The sequence below is a fragment of the Deinococcus budaensis genome (assembly GCF_014201885.1).
Lineage (GTDB): Bacteria > Deinococcota > Deinococci > Deinococcales > Deinococcaceae > Deinococcus > Deinococcus budaensis.
This window is the reverse complement of record NZ_JACHFN010000013.1, coordinates 95317-112823: the sequence shown is the minus strand read 5'-3', so window position 1 is coordinate 112823 and position 17507 is coordinate 95317. Positions and strand designations below refer to the sequence as shown.

Sequence of the window (17507 nt, the reverse complement as noted above, 5' to 3'; positions counted from 1 at the left end):
ATTGAGGGGGTCGGCTCCGGGTGTTCTTCATCGCAGAAAACACCGTACAGGAGCCGACTTCTCATACCTCACCCTGACTTTTGACCCCTAGAGAGGAGAAAAACGAACCTCCTAGCACAACTTCCTTTATCAAAGAGGTGGGCTTGGGATAGCTAAAGGCAACCCCCATTTCTAGCGGCTCCAAATCATCCGACGCTTTAGAATTTAGGTGCTTCTGAATGCTATAGAGCTTTGAAGAGTCCTGCTCTACATCACGAAGACGTCCAACAATTATTCTTCCATCTTTTTTATTTATTAGTCTGTAAATACCTTCATGTATTCCATCGTCGATTTCCTTCTTCTTCCGATCGCCGTGATAATGAATGATTTCATCATATTCACAAGTGCCGTACTTACCGAACTCACGCCTGAGCCAATCTTCTTCAATCCAGTATGTTTTTCCTTCTACCTCTACAATTTCACCGCGAATATCTTTCGGTCTTCTCAGGGGTCGAAAACTTGAGATGTTCTTAGCGTATACGAATAAATAATCATGTCCCTTAATCATTTGACTCGCTAAGCCTCCACCCTCTGAGCGAGTGATGACCATTATTCCAGATAGGTTTTCTTGGCCAAAAACCTCATCTAGTACAGCGCGTGTATTGCCTACTTCTTCATCACCAATACTGATTAGAATTGCTCCGTCATCCCGTAACAACTCCCGCGCCAACTTCAACCTTGGGTACATCATGTTCAGCCAGTCGGTGTGGAACCTTCCGCTGCTTTCCGTGTTGCTGCTCACGCGGCGGCCTTCTTCCAGTTGACCGGTCAGTTCCCGATAGTTCCGCAGGCTGTCGGTGTAGTCGTCGGGGTACACGAAGTCCTTGCCCGTGTTGTACGGCGGGTCAATGTAAATCAGCTTCACCTTGCCCGCGTAGCTCCGCTGAAGCAGTTTCAGCACTTCCAGATTGTCACCCTCGATCATCAGGTTCCCGGTGCCGTCCCAGTCCACGCTGCATTCCCGGTCAGGGCGCAACGTGGCGCGGGTGGGCGTCAGGGCGTGGCGGCGAGCGCGGGCCTTGCCATTCCAGCTCAGGCCGTACTTCTCGGGGCGGTCGTCGATCTGGTCACCCAACAATCCACGCAAGACGTCAAAGTCCAGGCGGCCCTCGGTGAAGGCTTCCGGGAACAGGTCTTGCAGGCGGGTGAGGTTCTGGGTAATCCCGTCCAGGCTCTGCGTTTCGGGTCGGTCGGCGGTCAGTCGTTGCATGAGTTCTCCGGTGGTCGGGGGACGCGGCGGGTCAGTCGGTGCGCCAGTCCTGCCACTTCAGGTCAGGAACGCGGGCGAACTCGGCAGTGTTATGGGTGATCAGGGTGAGGCGGCGGGCGCGGGCGGTTCCGGCCAGTTGCAGGTCAAAGGGGCCGATAGGCGTTCCGGCGGCGGCTAGGGCCGCGCGAATCTGGGCAGTGTGCCGGGCGTCGGGAGCCTCGAAGGGCAGGAGCGTGAGGTCGGCCTGTAGCCCCTCCCAGAGTTCCCCGAACTTTTTCCGGGCCTGCGGCTGACGCTCCATGCCGTACTCGATCTCCATGACGGTCAGGGTGCTGATGCCGAGGTCCTGCGGCGCGTGGCGTCGGAACCCGGCCATGACTTCCGCATGTCCCCGGAACAGGTCACTGATGACGTTGGTATCCAGCAGGAACCGCGTCAAAACAGGTCCCGCTCCTGAGCTTCCGGCAGGTCGCTGCGGTCCACGGTAAAGGCGGTGGGGTCATAGGCGTCGGCTTGCCCCAGAAAGGCCTGAACCGCCGGACTCCACTCCCGCCGCTCGCCGTAGTCCAGCGGCACCAGCTTGGCGGCGGGCTTGCCATTCCGCGCCACGATGATGACCTCGCCCCCCTCGGCGGCGTTGACCAGTTGACTGAGCCTGTTCTTGGCGTCGTACAGATTGACGGTTTGCATATGCTCCACCTCTGCCCTGTGTTGGCCTAGCCAGGCCAGTCTAGCATCTGTTCCTCCAGTTGGGCTCTCTCGCGTGTCAGAGCCTGAATCTTCAGGTTCAGTTCTGCCCGGCGCGAGAGGGCTTTCTCACGGGTGGCGGCACTCCGCAGAGTGCCCATTTCGCGGGTCAGGCGGTCATGGTCATGCAGCCTCGCCCGCAGCGTGGTGGGGTCGGGGTCCAAGTGGTACTGCCCGGTCACGGGAGCCACCAGCAGGGCGACAGCGGCGCTCTCCCAGTGGCGGTAGAGGTCGCGCAGGTGGGCAAAAGCCCGCACGTCCAGGGCCAGTTGAGGTAGACAGGCGCTGAGGTAGGGTGAGGCGCTCAGGGGGACGGGCAGCACCTCGCCCTCCAGCACTACCTCGCCCGCTGTGGCCTGTGAGCGCCGCTTGTGCGCGAGGCTCAGCCCGGTCTGCTCCGCGCTGTCTTCCAGTGCGGCCTCCAGCAGCAGCAGGGGATAGGGAATGGCGCGGTGAACCAGCTCGCGTAGGCGGGCGGCTTTGGCGCTCGGCCACGTCAGGTCGCGCGTCGTCAGGGTCAGCACGTGGACCTCGCTGTACTCGTGGGCCGCGTCGCTGTGGGCCGGAATCGCCACGGTGTCCGGCCTCAGCACGGCATTCCAGTGCAGCCCGGCGACGTGGGCCTCGATCAGCCGCTTGTCGGCGGCGGTGGGCGTACCGTGCTCCAGCAGCAGCCGCTTGGGAATGCGCTGGTCGGCCAGGGCCGTGTCCGGCAGGCGCAGGTGGTCCAGAATCTCAGCAGGCTTCAAGCCTTGCCCCCCGAAGCGGGCAGGATGGCGAGGTAGGCCACCACCTCGAAGTCCTTCAGGCCCGCCGCGCTCCCCTTGCCCGTCTGCGTCCCGCCCAGGCTGAAGAGGCTGGCGGCGGCGCGTTCCTCGGCCTTGCCCGTGATGGCGGTCAGGGCGGCACTGAGCTGCTTCTGAAGGACCTCCATGCGCTCTCCCCCCCTGGTCAGGCGGTCAAACTGCCGCTCGGCCTCCGGGTCACGTTCCTGCCCGGCGCAGAGCTTCCTTAGCCGGTCCAGCGCGTGCTTGGCCTGCGTGGGGGGCAGCAGGGCCGCGCCATCTTCCCCCACGTGAATCAGGTAGTGCGGCGAGAGGGGATAGTCGCGCGCCGCCTTCAGGGACCGCTCGGTCACCGCCTTCAAGCAGAACAGGGTGCCAGACGGAATCTGCGCGTCCGCGAACACCGGAGCGAAGACGGCCGGTGGCAACGCGTCGAAGCGCTCGGCCTCCCCCGGATGCCCGGCCAGGTAGGTGGTCAGATCCACCCGGAAGTCGTTCAGCGTCAGGTCGGTCAGGCTCAGGCCGCTGCTGAGATCCTCGATGTCCACCACAGCGCTCTGAAGTTGCAGCAGTTGCTTGCGGCGGTACTCCAGGTCGTTCATCACGTTCCCGGCCTGCGTCTCGATCAGATTTTCTTCACCGGTCGCGGAGATGTCGAGCAGCATCATGCGGCCCGACACTCGGCTTTCCAGGTTGATGTACTCGTCGAGTTCCATGTTCGGCCAGAAGTTCACCAGTTGAATCCGGTCGTTCGGGCTGCCGATGCGGTCGATCCGTCCGAAGCGCTGAATGATGCGCACCGGATTCCAGTGGATGTCGTAGTTCACCAGCAGGTCGCAGTCCTGCAGGTTCTGCCCCTCGCTGATGCAGTCGGTGGCGATCAGGAGGTCCAGCTCCCCTTCTCCACTCAGTTCCGCCGGGCGGCCCTTGCTGCGCGGGCTGAAGGCGGTGAGGATGCCTGCGAGGTCCGTGCGTAGACCTGGCAGGGTGCTGCGGTTGCTGCCGGAACCTGTAACCAGGGCCGCGTGCAGGCCGTGTTCCTTCAAGGCCCAGTCCGCCAGTTGCCCATAGAGGTACTTGGCGGTGTCGGCAAAGGCCGTGAACACGATGACCTTGCGGTTCCCGGCGTTGAGGGGCTGCCGGAGCTTGCTCTCGATCACCTGCCGCAGCAGGGCCAGCTTCTCGTCCTGCGCGGGCAGCACCTGCCGGGCGTTTTCCCACAGGGCCGTGAGGCGCGAGCGGTCCTCCTCCAGGTCCTGCCGCCAGCGGCGGCGGTCCATGTCGGCGAGCAGCACCTTCACCTCTCGGCCCACGCCCTGCGTTTCCAGGATGGGGTCGTCCTCGGCGAGATCCTCGATGCTGGGTTCGCTGATGTCGGGGGCGTCCGCCTGCCGCAAATCAAAGGCGTCCAGCCGGGCAATCGTGCGCTCCACGTCCGCGAGCTGCCGCTCCAACGTGAGCATGAAAGAATGCACGGCGCTCTCCATGCGCTTGAGGAGATTCACCCGCAGCAGGTGAATCAGGTTCTGCTCGCGGTCGGACTGCCGGAAAACCTTGCCGTACTTGGACTGATCCATGCGGGTGAGGTAGCGCCGCTCGTACTCCTCCTGCTTGCCAGAGAGCAGGTACTTCATGGGGGCGTACGCCGCCAGGCTCAGCTTCCGGATCTCCGTGTTGATGTCCTGAATGGCCGGGAACTGTCCCCTGCGGTCTACACCCGCCTTCACGTTGACGGGCGGCAGTCGTTCCGGGAACTTGCCAGTGTCTGCCGTGCCGTAATAACGCACGATGTGCTTGCGGGACCGGGCGATGGTCAGCAGGTCCAGGAGCCGGAAGTAGTCGAAGCCCAGCATCTCGGTGAGTTTTGCGGGTGTGCGCTCTTCTTCTGGGAGGCGCTGCCATGCGTTGAACTGGAGTTGTGCACGCCGGGTGGTGCCCTCCACGCTGGAAATGCCGTGGGTCGCCAGCGCGTCATCTTCCCCTTCCGTCACGAAGGCGATCTGATTCTTCAGGTCCGCGAGGCGGTTGTTGACTGGCGTGGCCGAGAGCATCAGCACCCGGGTCTTCACACCGGACTGGATGATCTGCTCCATCAGGCGCGAGTACCGTGTGACCCGGGTGTTGACGGCGGCTTTATTGCGAAAGTTGTGTGACTCGTCGATAACCACCAGGTCGTAGTTGCCCCAGTTCACGTGTGCAAGGTCGATTTCACCGCTCTGACCGCGCTCCCGCGAGAGGTCAGTGTGGTTCAAGACGTCGTAGTGCAGCCGGTCCGCTGCCAGGGGATTACGCACGTCGTTGGCCTTGTACAGCGTCCAGTTGTCCCGCAGCCGCTTGGGGGCCAGCACCAGCACGCGGTCATTGCGCAGTTCGTAGTACTTGATGACCGCCAACGCCGTGAATGTCTTTCCCAGCCCCACACTGTCCGCCACGATGCAGCCGCCCAGGCGCTCGAGCTTGTCGATCACGCCGATCACGCCGTCCCGCTGGAACCGGAAGAGTTTCTTCCAGACTTCCGTTTCCTTGATACCCGTGCCGCTGCGAACGATGCGCTCCTCGTCCAGTTCCCCGCCCAGATCCTTGAAGACCCCGTAGAGCACGGCGTGGTACAGGCGGTCAGGCACGTTCGGCTGGGCCAGCTCGCGCAGATGGGCCAGCAGCGCCTGCTTGACCTCCGGACGTGCTGGGAAGGCCCCCCACAGGGCCTCGAACCACGCGGCCAGCAGCCCCGCTTCCTCCGGCGAACTCGACGCCTGAATAAGCGCCAGCGGATTTCCTGGCACGCTGCCCAGGCCCTCGGTGGTCAGCGCACACTGCCCCGCGAACACCTGAGCGCCGCCCTGACCATGGAGGGCGATCAGGCTCTGCGGGACGGGTCCCGCGGCGAAGCGCACCTCCGTGCCCTCCAACCACTGCGCGAACCGCCGCGCCAGCAGGGGCAGATTGAGGCGACCCCGGCGGGTGCGGTCCACTTCGTCGCCGAACAGGCCCAGCGCCCCAAGGTCCGCCGGGATGATCAGCTGCCGCTGTGCGGTGCTGTTGAGATCAGTCCAGGCCTCCTGCAGACCGAAGAGGGAAAGGTTGGACGTGGCCAGAGCAAGTTTCTGGGGGGACACCGCATGCCCGGCGGCCTGCCAGGCGTTCAGGACCGTATCCGCGCCCTGATTCCGAATCAGTTTCAACGTTCATCTCCTTGTGGTGCGCCAGAAGTGTGCACTTCCGCCCCTGCGCGGTGCCCCCGCGCCACCGCTTCCCGAAGGTCGGGCGGTTCCAGCACCTCGACCTCGCCGCCCCAGCCCAGGATCCAGGGGATCAGTTCCTTCCAACCGCCCACGGTCAGGACCACGCGGGTGTGGCCGCTTGCCAGCACCCTCACCTCCGCGCCGTCCCCCAGGTGGGTCTCCCCTACCCGCTCGCGCACCGCCGGGGAGAAGAACAGCTCTACCTGCACCGGGTCACCGGTCATGATTCCCCAGGCATTGGACAGGAACTTCAGAGGATGGAAGTCTTCCGGGATCTCACCCTCGTCACTGAGCAGCGTAGCGTCACGCATCCGGGAGAGCCGGAAGACGAAAGGCCTGTCTCCCCCCTTCAACCGGTTGACCCCGATGGCGTAGGCCTGGCGGTTCTGCGGACTGAGTTCGATGAAGTAGATCACCAGCTCGACCGCCGAGACCTTCTGAAGCGAGTGGTACTCGAAGCGCAGCACCCGCCCCTCCAGCCAGGCCTGCGCGACCAGTTCGAAGGTTCGTGAGCCGCCCGCGTTGGGCTTGTTCCGGTACGCCTCGCTCGCGAGGGTCGCCACCCGCCGCGCCCGTTCCGGCAGTTGCCGGGCGAGCTTGTCCATCGCCCTCAGGTAGTGCTCGTTGTACTCCGCCGCGTGGTGATACAGCATCCGGGTCGCTGAGTACACCGCAAGGGCCTCCACCGGGTTGAGGCTGCTGACCCCCACGGGGCGGCGGTAGCGGCCGGACGGGGCCACCTCCAGCACGTTCCGGTCGATCAGCGTCCGCAGGTCGCGCTGCACGCTGCGAAGCTGGTTCCCGGGCAGGCCCAGCCGCCGCACCAGGTCGCGGGCACTGCACTCGCCGTCACCCAGCAGTTCCAGGAGGTCAAGAATCCGCTCGGTCTTGGTGGTGGCCGTCACGCCTCAGTTCTCCAGCTGGGCGTGCATGTGCTCCCTGAACTTCAGGCTGAGGTACTTCAGGCCGTCGAGGCTGCTCAACAGCACCGCCCGGAAGCTGTCCCCGTCCGGCAGGTAGGCGTTCACGCTGGCGGTGACGTTGTTCTCCAGCACGGTCACCCGCCCGATCCGGACCTGGCGGTGGGCAAACATGGCCGCCTCCAGCGCCCGGGTCCGCTCGGCCGCGTCGTCGAGCGGCCAGAAGTACGGCAACACCAGCGTCAGCACGGTCGGCTCGTCGCTGCTGGTGATGACCATGTAGGTGCCGCCCTCGTACTTGAAGAAGACGTCACCGTCCTCGTCCAGCTGCGGCCGGAAGCCCTCCTCCGCCAGAAAGTCCAGTACGGCCGAGGCGTAGGGAGTCGGAATGAGGTCCGGAACTGCGGTCAGGTCACGGGTGGACTCGGTCATGGGGTCTCCTTGAAGGCTGCGTCACACACGCCCCGAAAAGCACAGAAGCGGCAGGCAGACGCGGAGGGGGTCGGGGCGAAGTCCAGGGCTTCCAGCCGGGATACGGTGTCTCGCACCAGGGCGAGGCCCCGGCGCAAGTCCGCTTCGGTCAACCGGTGCAGGGTTTCGTGACGCAGGTACGCGAGGGCCGCCTCCCGCGCTCCCAGGTGATGTGCGTAGAGCGCCAGCTGCGGCAGGTGATGTTCGGGAACCATCTGGCGGTCGGTCTTGTAGTCCAGGACCAACCCACCCTGTGGGTCGAACGCATCGACGATCCCCTCCAACGTCAGGGTGCCCACCGGCACCTGGATGGCCTTCTCGCGCTCGAAGGGGCGATCCCGCACTCCGGCAAAGGCCTCGCCCGCCATCGCCTCCACCAGGGTCACGACCGTCTGGAAGTCGGCAGGCGCGAAATACCCGAAGCGCTCGCGCATCATCTGGCGGTCCCAGCCGTGTTCCAGGGCGCGGTGCACCGCGTCGCCAATCTGGCGTCCGGCGAGGCGGCCTTCCGTGTTGCTGCGCTCAGCCGCTTCCCGCTCGCTCCATAGGCTCACCAGCCCTTCGCGGCCTTCGAGGTGCCGGTACGCGAACAGGCGCGGGCACTGGAGGTAGGTGGCCAGGCTGGTCACGGGCAGGGTTCCTGGCAGAATCACGCCCGGACCCGTCTGCACGTCGACCCGAACACGTCCGGACCCCGCGAGGGGCGGCAGGGGGCGAGGCGCACGGACATCCGCCGCCTCCGCGTAGCTCACGGTCACGCCCTGCGCCGGTAGGTGCGCCACGAAAGTCTCGAAACGGCCCCGGGCGGCCGGGCCGAGGTTGCCGGGCGCCAGCAAGATCAGCAGATCCGCTGCCCGGGTCAGGGCCACGTAGGTGACCCGCTCGCCCTCGCTGAGGTCGCGCTCCTTGGCCAGGGCCTCCAGCGCCTCCCAGTCCGGGAGATCCTCCTCCACGTCCGGCAACCGCAGGGCCACACCGGCCGACGCGTCGAAGCGCACTTTCGGCGGCGGGCCTCCTCCCGGGTTCAGCACGTCAGCCACGATCACGACCGGAAATTCCAGGCCTTTGGACCCGTGAATGGTCATGAGCTGGACAGCGTCGGGAGAAGGACTCACCGCCTCGGCCTCCTGCGCGCCGAGGCGCTCGAGCTCCTCAAGGTGCCCGGCCACCCGCACCACGTCCCGCAGGCCCTGCTGTGCCCAGGAGCGCAGCAAGGCCTGAAAGCGCACCAGGTTCGCCACGCGGCGCGGCCCGTCCGGCATCGCCGCATGCACCAGCGCCGCCCCGGTGACCTGGTCGGCCTCCATCAGCAGCTGCGAGGCGCTGAGGGTGACGCTCGCCTCGCGCCAGCCGTGGATCCAGGCCACCGCCTGCTGCACTGCCGGTTCTCCCGAGCGCCGCGCCGCGTCCCAGAGGCTCTCTCCGGGTTCGCGCAGCCGGGCGATGTCCAGCAACTGCTGGTCGGTCAGGCACACGTGCGGCCCCCGCAGGAAGGCGGCCAGCGGAATGTCACGGCTGGGGTCGGCCAGCAGGTGCAGGAGCCCCGCGGCGTCCCGCACCTCGGGGCGGCCGTACAGGCCACGGCCCCCATGCACGGCGTAGGGCACGCCCGCGGCAGCCAGGGCCTGCTCATAGGTCTTCAGGTGGGTCCGCGCCCGGAAGAGGACGGCCACGTCCCCGAGTCTCAGCGGGCGCGTCTCCCCCAGGGCGCGGTCATGCACCGGCGTCCCCGCGTAGAGCAGGTCCTGGATCCGCGTGGCGAGCAGCTGGGCTTCGGCGGCCCGCGCAGCTCCGACGTCCTGCGCGTGAATGTCATACACCTCGGCGCAGGGCGCGCCTTCTCCGAGCGGAGAGCTGGTCCGGTGCGCGGTCAGCGGTTCGAACCGTGCGGCCGTGGGCCGCGCCCCGTCCGGCCCAGCCATCAGCGAGGCGAAAAAGGCGTTGATCACCTGCACGAGCGCCGCATGGGTGCGGAACGACGTCCCCATGGGAATCACCTGTCCATGGCGGGCCTGCACCTCGTCCTGGGCCGCGCGGAACACCTGAACGTCCGCCCGCCGGAAGGCGTAGATGGACTGCTTCTCGTCCCCCACCACCGTGAGGTTGACGCTCGCCCCCGCCAGGGCGGAGAGGATGCGCCACTGCACCGGGTTGGTGTCCTGCGCCTCGTCGATGAGCAGATGGGTCCAGCGCCGGGCGTAGTGGGCCCGCACGTGCCCATGCGCGAGCGCCGCGTCCGCAAAGGTCTCCAGGTCGGCGAAGGTGGCGACCTCTGCCCCGGCCTTGAGGGCCGCGAACCGCCGCGTCAGATGGTCAAAGAGCCGCTCCAGCGCGAGCACCGCCCGGTCGTGCGCGGCGGTGGCCTCGCCAGGGATCCCCGCAAGGTCGTCCCGCGCTGCGAGACCCTTGATCACGCCCAGCGCCGCGTTGACCTGTTGCTTCGCCGTGGCGGTCCAGCCCCTCCCAATGCGGCCCGAATGCTCCCGCAGCACCTCCCGCACGGCCAGCAGGCCTGGCCCCAGCAGGGGCGCGTCACGGCCCAGCGTCACGGCCCGGGCCCGCATCTCCTCCAGCACGTCCCCGCGCGGCCCGGAGGTCCCTTCCAGCGCCGCGACGGCCGCCTGCCACTGCGGCAACGCGCCCTCCCACGCCCGCCGCGCCCGTTCCAGGGGGTCCACCTGGCGGGCGGAGGCGGCCACGCGCAGCGCTTCCCGGGCGGAAGCCGGGTCATTCAGCAGGGCCTCCAGCACCGCGCGGCGGATCTGGCCCGGCACGGCCAGCAGGGTGTCCATCTCACCGTCCAGCAGCTCGGCGAGCACCGGACCCAGGTGCTCGTCCAGCCACGCCTGGGCCTCCCGCTCGTCGAGCACCGTGAAGCCCAGGCCCGCCCCGCTCTCCACCGGATGCTCGCGCGCCACGCGCCCACACAACCCGTGGATGGTGCTGACCTGCATCAGGGGAAGTTCGGTGACCAGGTCCGGCCACGGCCCCCCCTCCGCCTCAGCGCGGCGCTCCACCACGGCAGTGACGCGCTCGCGCAGCTCGGCGGCCGCCGCCTCGGTGAAGGTCACGGCCACGATCTGCGCGGGCCGCACGCCCCGCACGAGGAAATTCAGGATGCGCTCGGCCAGCACGCGCGTCTTTCCGCTTCCGGCGCCCGCCGAGATCGCGACGCTGCCCTCGCTGAAGATGGCCCGGGCCTGGGCCTCGGTGAAGGTATGTCCCTGGACCGTGGTCACGCGCCCACCTCCCCCGCCCCGCCCGCGTCGCGGCACACCGACCTCACACCGCAGTAGCCGCAGGCCTCCCGCCGCGTGTCCGGGTTGGGCGCGACGTTTCCGGCTGTGAGCGCGTCGCCCAGGTCCTGCAAGAAGGCCTGGACCTGCGCCTGATGCTCGGCCCACTCGTATTTGCCGCGCCCACCCTCCGCCGCGCGCCCTGCCATCTTCAGCACCTTGCCCCCCTCCACGCTGAGGTAGCGCCCGCTCACCGCGCCGGTGGCGTGCAGGTACAGCGGGAGCTGCACCTCCAGATTCATCACACCGCCCTGCACCACCCGGCTGATGTATGACCCCGTCTTGTAATCCGTGACGGTGAGGCCGTCCGGCGTCTCGTCCACCCGGTCCACGATGCCGCGGAACCGGTAGACGTGGGGGCCGACCTCCAGCGTGAACTCCTGATCCTGCTCGGGGGACCGGGGCCGCCAGCCGGGCGGCAGGAACGCGTCGCTCCGCAGCGCTTTCAGGACCGTGCGGCGGATCTCCTCGAACTGCACCGGCCAGAGCGGCCCAGGACGCAGGGTCCCCACCCGGCGCAGGTCACGTTCGGCCCGGTGCAGGGCCGCTTCCGCGCGCTCCGCGAGCACGTCCGGCGCGTCCCCCGGGGCCCAGCCCCGCAGGGCCCCCTCCAGCGCGGCGTGCACCAGGGTGCCCGTGACGCGCCGGTCCTCATCGGCCTCCGGGTCAAGACCCTCCTCCAGCCCCAGCAGCTTCTGCGTGAACCAGCGGAAGCGGCAGGCGCCCACCGCGTGCAGTTGCGAGGGACTCCAGCGTCGTCCGTTCACGTCGATGCCCTCTGCCAGCTGTCCCTGGTACGGCCCCGTCAGGCCACCTGCCCGCGCGACCTCGGTGGCCTGCCGGGCCAGCACGGACCCGGACACGTCCCCGGTCAGGGCCGCGGCGAGGTCGCGCTCGGCCTCGGAGCCGTAGGGCAGTGCGGCCGGGTGCGGTGCCGGGCCCAGCCGCAACCAGTAGGGACTCGCGCGCAACGCCCGCCCGCCCGCGTCCCGCCGGGGCCGGCTCAGGACGATGTCCGACCACGCCCCGGCCACCGCTCCCAGGAACAGCGCCTCCTGCACGGTGGCGAGACTGGTCACGTCGGGAAGATGCACGCCCGCCTCCCGCCACTGGGCCCGCACCGCGCTGTCGATCAGGGGATCGTCGCTGGGGCGCACCGGGAAAAGACCGTCGGAGAGGCCCAGGACCCAGACGTGATCGAAGCGCCGTCCGAGCGCCGCGATGGGGTTGGCCACCCGCACACCGCTGCGCCCCAGCAGCGCCGGGACGGTGGCTGTCCGCAACACGAGGGTGACCAGACCCAGCAATTCCTCACGGGAACAGCTCTCCTCCCGGCGGGCTTCGGCACCCAGGCGGTCGACCAGGGTCCGCAGCGCCACGTTCAGCACCGGATCCCGCTTGCAGCGGTCACGGACGCCCAACTCGGTGATCAGCCGTTGCAAGGTCTCTACGCCCGCCCGCCAGGAGGTCTGCGCAGGCAGGGCCAGCCAGCCGAGGTCTCCCCACGCGTCCAGACCGGGGGGGCAGGCGGGCTGCAGGCGTCTGGCCTGCCGCAGGGCATCGAACGGCGGGCGCAGCAGCGGCAGGGTCAGCAGGCGCCTCACCGCGGGGTAGGTCCAGTTCCGGGAGTGTGCGTCGACCCACGCCTGCACCACGCCGCCCAGGGGCGTCTCCAGCAGCGGCACCTGCAACCCGCTGGTCAGCGGCAGGGCGTACTCCCGCGCGATGTCCGCCAGGGTCGGGAGGTAGGTGGCCTCGTGCCGGACCACGATGGCCAGCTGTTCTGGCCGGCTGCCCTGGGCCAGCCAGGCCCGGACCTGCCCCAGGCAGGCCCGGACTTCCGCCTCGACCTCCGCGAACTCGGCTTTGGCCACACCGTTCGGCAGCGGCGTGCGGGTCAGGTAGGCGTGCACCAGGCGGTCCCCGTTGCGATTGGGAAGGCCTGAGATCACCTCCGGCTCGAAGCCTGCCTCCCGCAGGGCCTGAAAGGTTTCCTCGGTGCGGCGTAGGGCGGACACGCCCCGTTCGAGCGGCAGGGTCACCAGCGAGCCCTCCGCCAATGCCCGTTCCAGGAACGCCACCTGGGACGCGTCGAAGTAGACGAAGCCGTGAACCGCGGCCGCGCGCGGCCGAAGCGAGGGCAAGCTGCTCGCGAAGTGCTCCGTGCCGGTCAGGTCAAAGCGCCGCTCGGCCCGGGCACGCCGGACGTAGGCGGCATAGATGGCCACCACGTCCCGCTGCCGCGCGTCAGAGGCCACGTCCAGCAGCGCCGCCGGGTTCAGGTGATCTCGCAGCAGCTCCCCGACGAGCTTGCTGAGGCGCGTCAGCGTTCCCGGGCGGTCTATCAGCGGCCCGAGGTACTCCAGGGACAGCTCTCCGAGCGCCTCCCGGAAAAACGCCTCACGTTCACCGGGGCGCAGCGGTGTCCATCCAGCCTCCTGCAGGGCCTCCCGCGCCCACTGCGTCAGGGTCATGGCCCGGCCCGCGCCCCGCAGGCTCCCGCGCAGATCGCGCCCCGCCTGCACATTCGGCACGACCGGCAGCAGGCCGGGATGAAAGCGTTCCCCCAGGCTCGCCAGCAGCACGCTGGACGCCGGGTGATGCAGCAGCAGGCGGGTCACGTGCCCACCCTATCTGCCGCACTCTGACCGTGCCCGCACATTTGCGGCTTTCCCCTCAGCTTGCCAGGCACCACAGGTCCTCCCCCGGGGGCACGGCGCGGTAGTGCAGGCGGTAGACGGTCACGAGCACACCGCCCTCCACAACGAAGCGCATGTCCCTCAGGCGGTAAATCCGGGAGCCGCCCGGCTGGGCCTCGAGAAACCGGGCGCGGGCCAGCAGCCGCACCAGCCTCCGGTGGACGGCGGTCCAGCTCAGATTGCCAGCAAACCGCTCGCGGTAGCGCTGGGCAGCGTGGGCACTGATGACGACCTCATGCATGGGAAACCTCCTGACTTCAGGGTGCCTGGGGAAGGGGTCATGGCGTGACGTTCAGAACCGGGGGCAGGCACGTCACTGAATGACGTGTCTGCCCTCAAGCGTTCCTGGCCGTTCAGCGCTTGCTGCGGCTGCGGTCGAAGTTCTGACTTGTGGCCCGCTTGCGGGCGAGATTGACGTCCCGGGCCGCGTTCCGTTCCAGGTCCGCCAGCTCTCCCAGTTCCTGCTGGCGCACGGCGGGCGGGGCGAAGGCGGCCACGATGCCGAAGGCCTCCCGACGGCTCCGCAGGAGCAGCTGCGCCCCCTGCACGTCCCCCATGTCCAGACAGCTCACCGCGTCCCGCTTGGCGCGGGCATTGCGCTGCAACTCCAGTGCCAGCGCCACCTGTGCGTTCTCCGGCACCCGCGCGTACGCCTCCGGAGCCAGCACCGGCAGGTTGAGCTGCGCCCGCACCTTGCGGCGAATCCCATCGCGCCCCGTCCAGGCGAGGCGCACACGGGTCACGCCGAGGTCCGCCTGTTCGGGCTGGGCCGGAACGTGCAGCGTCAGGACGACCTCGAGGGGTTGACCCGCGATCAGGTTCGGAAGCTGATAGCGGCCCAGGTCATTGCGCTGAAGGTCGTTGAGCACCTCCTGGCGCAGGCTGCCCAGTGCCGGGTTCGGCTCGATCCCCAGGCTGACCGTATGCCCGGTCGTCCGCGCCAAGCCACTGAACTCGGCGTCGAAGAAGCGGGGAAGCTGCTCCGGGTCCTCGATATGCTCGAAGTTCCCGTCGCCCGCGACCGCCATGCCGCGCAGGAGGTCCTCGTCGTACCCGGTCCCCAGGCCGATGGTGCTGGTGCTCACGCCGCGCCCCGTGAGGCCCGTGACGTCCGGCACGATCTCCCGCACGCGGCGCTTGCCGACGTTCGCGTGGCCGTCGCTCAACAGCAGCACCCGGTTGAGCGCCTGCGGGTCGAGCTGCTGGGCGACCTGCATGGCCCCGTCGAGCCAGCCTGCGTACAGGGCCGTGGACCCGCCTTCGGTAATGCCCTCCACCAGACGGCACAGCTCTTCCCTGTTCTCGGCGGACTGGGAGGGAACCAGCAGCTCGACCTCATCGTCGAAGATCACGATGCTGACGCGGTCCTGCGCCTCCAGCTTGCGCAGACCGACCTGCGCCGCCTGCCGGGCCATGGCCAGCGGGTGACCGCTCATGCTGCCGCTGCGGTCGATGACCAGGGAGAGGTTCAGCGGCGGACGCGGGCCGCGCTGCGCGGGCAGGGCGGCCGGGTGGATTCGGGCCAGCATGGTCAGCTCGGTCGCCTGTCCGGCCGGGAGGGCCGCCTTCAGGGGCAGCAGTTCGATGCGGGGCGTCTGGGCATGCAGGTCAGTCATGGCGGTTCTCCAGGTAGGGAGCAGGGCGGCCACCACCTCGGAGGGGCGGTGATTCAGGCGTCTCAGACAGGCTTCGTCTGTGCTATGAGCATACATCAACATCTCAAGTTGTCAACAACTTGAACCGTCGCTTTCTCTGCTCGCCTGATGGTCTCCCCTACCCGCGTCAGTGGCTGACAGCTACTCCCGGGGCTGGTGTACGTCACGGAGCGTCGTTCCGAGTTCGCGCAGCAGCGCACGCCACTCCGACGCCGTCTGGGGCCACTCGAACTCGCTGGCGATGTACATCTCCAGCCCCGGCCGCACCGTCACCCGGGTCGTCTGGCTCACGCGCCGGGGCGACTCAAACAGCACTTCAGGCAAGGCCGCCGGTGGTGGAGCCGATGCGGCCCTGCCCCTTCCCCTCAGGGGCTGCCGGGCCGACAGGTTCCGAAGGTAGCGCAGCGCGTCGTTGTCGTCCGCGTCCGGTGCGTCCTGCTGATCCACGGCCCCCTCCAGGGCCAGACGCTCCAGGGTGGCCTCATCCTGCCCGGCTACGGCGGCGGTGAGCGCCTTGCCCCCCAGGCCATCGGCCATCAGGCGGCGCAGGGCCAGCAGGGCCACCAGGTGAAGCCGGCCGTACCGGGCGTCCCTCCCCTCGCGCCGCGGAGCGGGCAGGAGGCCCTGGGTGGTGTAGTGCCGAACCAGCCGGGGGTTGACCTCGTCCTTGGGCCGGGAGGCCCGGTCCACCGGGAGCAGGCGGGCGAGCCAGCGGTTGGCCTCCTCGACCAGCGCCTCGATGCCTCCGGACCAGTCGGCCTGAATGTCAATCACAGCCTTACCCTAGCAAATACCCTGACAAGCCGAGTTGTCACCTCTTGAAGGCCCATCTGGCGACCGAACAACCGAGGATGCGACGACGCAGACCAAATCGGTTTCCTGTGGTGTTCATCCCGGCACAAGGGTCACGACCGCTTCCTGGGTTGACGCTCTGTTCTGATCTCCTAGACACGTTCCAACTGGGACTTGAGACTCTGCACGAAGACGTCCTGCTCATTGCGGGCCAGAGCAGCCACGGCCTCTTCCAGCACCTGTGGCGCAGCGGCCCTCCCCTCCAGGATGGCCTGCCGTACGCTGTCCAGATCAACCGCGTTCAACCGCTTGCGGTAGAGAAAGCTCAACCGGGCTACGACCTTCTCTGCCTGCTGTTCAACCGGCAGAGCGGCCAACTCATCGGCCACGGTCGGCACATTGAGAAGCGGCTCCATCCGGGATGCCTTTTCCAAGGACTTAAGCGAAATCTCCTTGCCAGCTGCGGGGAGACGTTCCGGGGATGCAACTCCAGGGTAGGGATATTCGTCTGGATGACCTATCAGGTGCATCAGGGCGGCTGCCTTGGACTTTCTCACCACCAGAACCCCGCGCTGCACGAGGGCATCAAAACGGTCCATGCACTCGATCAAGAAAGCGCGGCCATGCTCACGCAGGAGCTTGCGCGCCACACCGTCTGCCACGCCATAGTTCCGGAATCGGCGGGCGAGCACCGAGTCCATGGGCGTGAACTCCCGCACGAACTCATAGCGGATCACCTGCGCCTTTCCACGCCCGGTGATGGCGACGGCCCGCAGGTACCCTCTTTTCACCAGCTCTTCGTGTGGCGATGCCAGCGCACGGCGGATGTTGCCGGGAACCGTGCTCGGCAGCTTGCACTGCTCCGCCCACGCGATCAGGTTGACCTCCAGCTGGTCGAGGGGCTGGTCAGGATGGTCAGGGTCGAAACGCGCTCCATCGAGAATCCTGTAAAGCGCACGGGTACGCGGCCGGGACAGCGAGAGCATGAACTCGGTGTCCAGCGGCTTGATATAGCCTCCGCGGATGCTCGCCACAATCGCGTCCGCGAGGCGACCGGAGATGACCGTGCGCTCGTCGAAGGTCCCGTACTGGTCGGCGCTCGAGAAATCGAGTGACTCGATGAAGTGAAATTTGGCGTGGGTCCATCGCCCCTTGGGATGATCCCGCCAACCCCCACTCACACTGTAGGAGGAGGTATGCAGCCTCTCCAGGCAGTGCCTCAGGGTGGCGTGGTACTTGCCGGTGTTGTGCCACCCGCACAGCTTGAGCAGCGTGGTGGCGCTGACCGCAAATCGCCCGTCTTCCGATTCCCCCTGTTCGATGTACAGATTGAGCAGGGCGGCCGTGACATCACTATCCAGGCCATGAGGCACCGCATATTTCGGTAGCGCCTCGCAGCGGACACGGACGACCCGGCCCTGATTCTCGAAGGTTACGTCCCACTCCGTGACCTCTGCCTGGTCGACCGCCGAGATCAGGTTGAGGCGGGACAGGTTCAACTCGTCGAAGCGACTGGGTTTCGACACGGGCCTCCCTTGATTGATGAATTCTACCTTCTTTGAAAAAAGAATATTGATTAAAAGATATGATGATCATCATCAACAGTCCCTGCGAATTGTTCGTGTCAGACGGCGAATTTTGGCGCAATCGC

13 protein-coding genes are annotated in these 17507 nt (G+C 67.3%); all 13 read right to left on the bottom strand.

All coding sequences use genetic code 11. The features are described 5' to 3' along the window. Positions 1-61 precede the first annotated feature (61 nt). Positions 62-1249, bottom strand: coding sequence for a site-specific DNA-methyltransferase (locus tag HNQ09_RS14995; RefSeq protein WP_184030949.1), 1188 nt, complete (start codon positions 1247-1249; stop codon positions 62-64). A 31-nt stretch (positions 1250-1280) separates the two neighbouring features. Beyond that, the gene (locus tag HNQ09_RS14990) at positions 1281-1688 is read right to left on the bottom strand and encodes a PIN domain-containing protein (protein WP_184030947.1); all 408 of its coding nucleotides are present in this window, start codon (positions 1686-1688) and stop codon (positions 1281-1283) included. Further along, positions 1685-1939 (bottom strand): type II toxin-antitoxin system Phd/YefM family antitoxin, encoded by a 255-nt coding sequence (locus HNQ09_RS14985; RefSeq protein ID WP_184030945.1) that lies wholly within the window; start codon positions 1937-1939, stop codon positions 1685-1687. The genes HNQ09_RS14990 and HNQ09_RS14985 overlap by 4 nt, the downstream gene beginning before the upstream one ends. Positions 1940-1965: 26 nt before the next feature. Beyond that, positions 1966-2745: a DUF4391 domain-containing protein gene (locus tag HNQ09_RS14980; RefSeq protein WP_184030943.1), complete on the bottom strand. Its 780-nt coding sequence runs from the start codon at positions 2743-2745 to the stop codon at positions 1966-1968. Then, entirely contained in the window at positions 2742-5963 is a 3222-nt protein-coding gene (locus HNQ09_RS14975; protein WP_184030941.1) for a helicase-related protein, read from the bottom strand. Before HNQ09_RS14975 ends, HNQ09_RS14980 begins: the two co-directional genes overlap by 4 nt. Next, positions 5960-6928, bottom strand: coding sequence for a WCX domain-containing protein (locus HNQ09_RS14970; protein WP_184030939.1), 969 nt, complete (start codon positions 6926-6928; stop codon positions 5960-5962). The genes HNQ09_RS14975 and HNQ09_RS14970 overlap by 4 nt, the downstream gene beginning before the upstream one ends. 3 nt (positions 6929-6931) lie before the next feature. After that, entirely contained in the window at positions 6932-7375 is a 444-nt protein-coding gene (locus HNQ09_RS14965) for a hypothetical protein (protein ID WP_184030937.1), read from the bottom strand. Then, on the bottom strand, positions 7372-10653 hold the full coding sequence (locus tag HNQ09_RS14960) for a UvrD-helicase domain-containing protein (RefSeq protein ID WP_184030935.1): 3282 nt from the start codon (positions 10651-10653) through the stop codon (positions 7372-7374). Before HNQ09_RS14960 ends, HNQ09_RS14965 begins: the two co-directional genes overlap by 4 nt. Then, positions 10650-13331, bottom strand: a complete 2682-nt coding sequence (locus HNQ09_RS14955; protein WP_184030933.1) for a PD-(D/E)XK nuclease family protein — start codon at positions 13329-13331, stop codon at positions 10650-10652. Before HNQ09_RS14955 ends, HNQ09_RS14960 begins: the two co-directional genes overlap by 4 nt. 55 nt (positions 13332-13386) lie before the next feature. Further along, complete coding sequence (locus tag HNQ09_RS14950; protein WP_184030931.1) at positions 13387-13650, bottom strand: hypothetical protein; 264 nt, start codon at positions 13648-13650, stop codon at positions 13387-13389. 112 nt (positions 13651-13762) lie between these two features. Then, positions 13763-15025, bottom strand: coding sequence for a vWA domain-containing protein (locus tag HNQ09_RS14945; protein ID WP_184030929.1), 1263 nt, complete (start codon positions 15023-15025; stop codon positions 13763-13765). Positions 15026-15205: 180 nt separating this feature from the next. Beyond that, the gene (locus HNQ09_RS14940; protein WP_184030927.1) at positions 15206-15838 is read right to left on the bottom strand and encodes a MerR family transcriptional regulator; all 633 of its coding nucleotides are present in this window, start codon (positions 15836-15838) and stop codon (positions 15206-15208) included. Positions 15839-16008: 170 nt separating this feature from the next. Next, positions 16009-17382: a replication initiator protein A gene (locus HNQ09_RS14935; protein ID WP_343057847.1), complete on the bottom strand. Its 1374-nt coding sequence runs from the start codon at positions 17380-17382 to the stop codon at positions 16009-16011. Between the last annotated feature and the right edge of the window lie 125 nt (positions 17383-17507).

Bases quoted from the DNA above. Each gene is read 5' to 3' on its own strand.
- HNQ09_RS14985 (WP_184030945.1), bottom strand. From the start codon at position 1,939: ATGCAAACCGTCAATCTGTACGACGCCAAGAACAGGCTCAGTCAACTG.
- HNQ09_RS14945 (WP_184030929.1), bottom strand. From the start codon at position 15,025: ATGACTGACCTGCATGCCCAGACGCCCCGCATCGAACTGCTGCCCCTG.
- HNQ09_RS14965 (WP_184030937.1), bottom strand. From the start codon at position 7,375: ATGACCGAGTCCACCCGTGACCTGACCGCAGTTCCGGACCTCATTCCG.
- HNQ09_RS14995 (WP_184030949.1), bottom strand. From the start codon at position 1,249: ATGCAACGACTGACCGCCGACCGACCCGAAACGCAGAGCCTGGACGGG.
- HNQ09_RS14950 (WP_184030931.1), bottom strand. From the start codon at position 13,650: ATGCATGAGGTCGTCATCAGTGCCCACGCTGCCCAGCGCTACCGCGAG.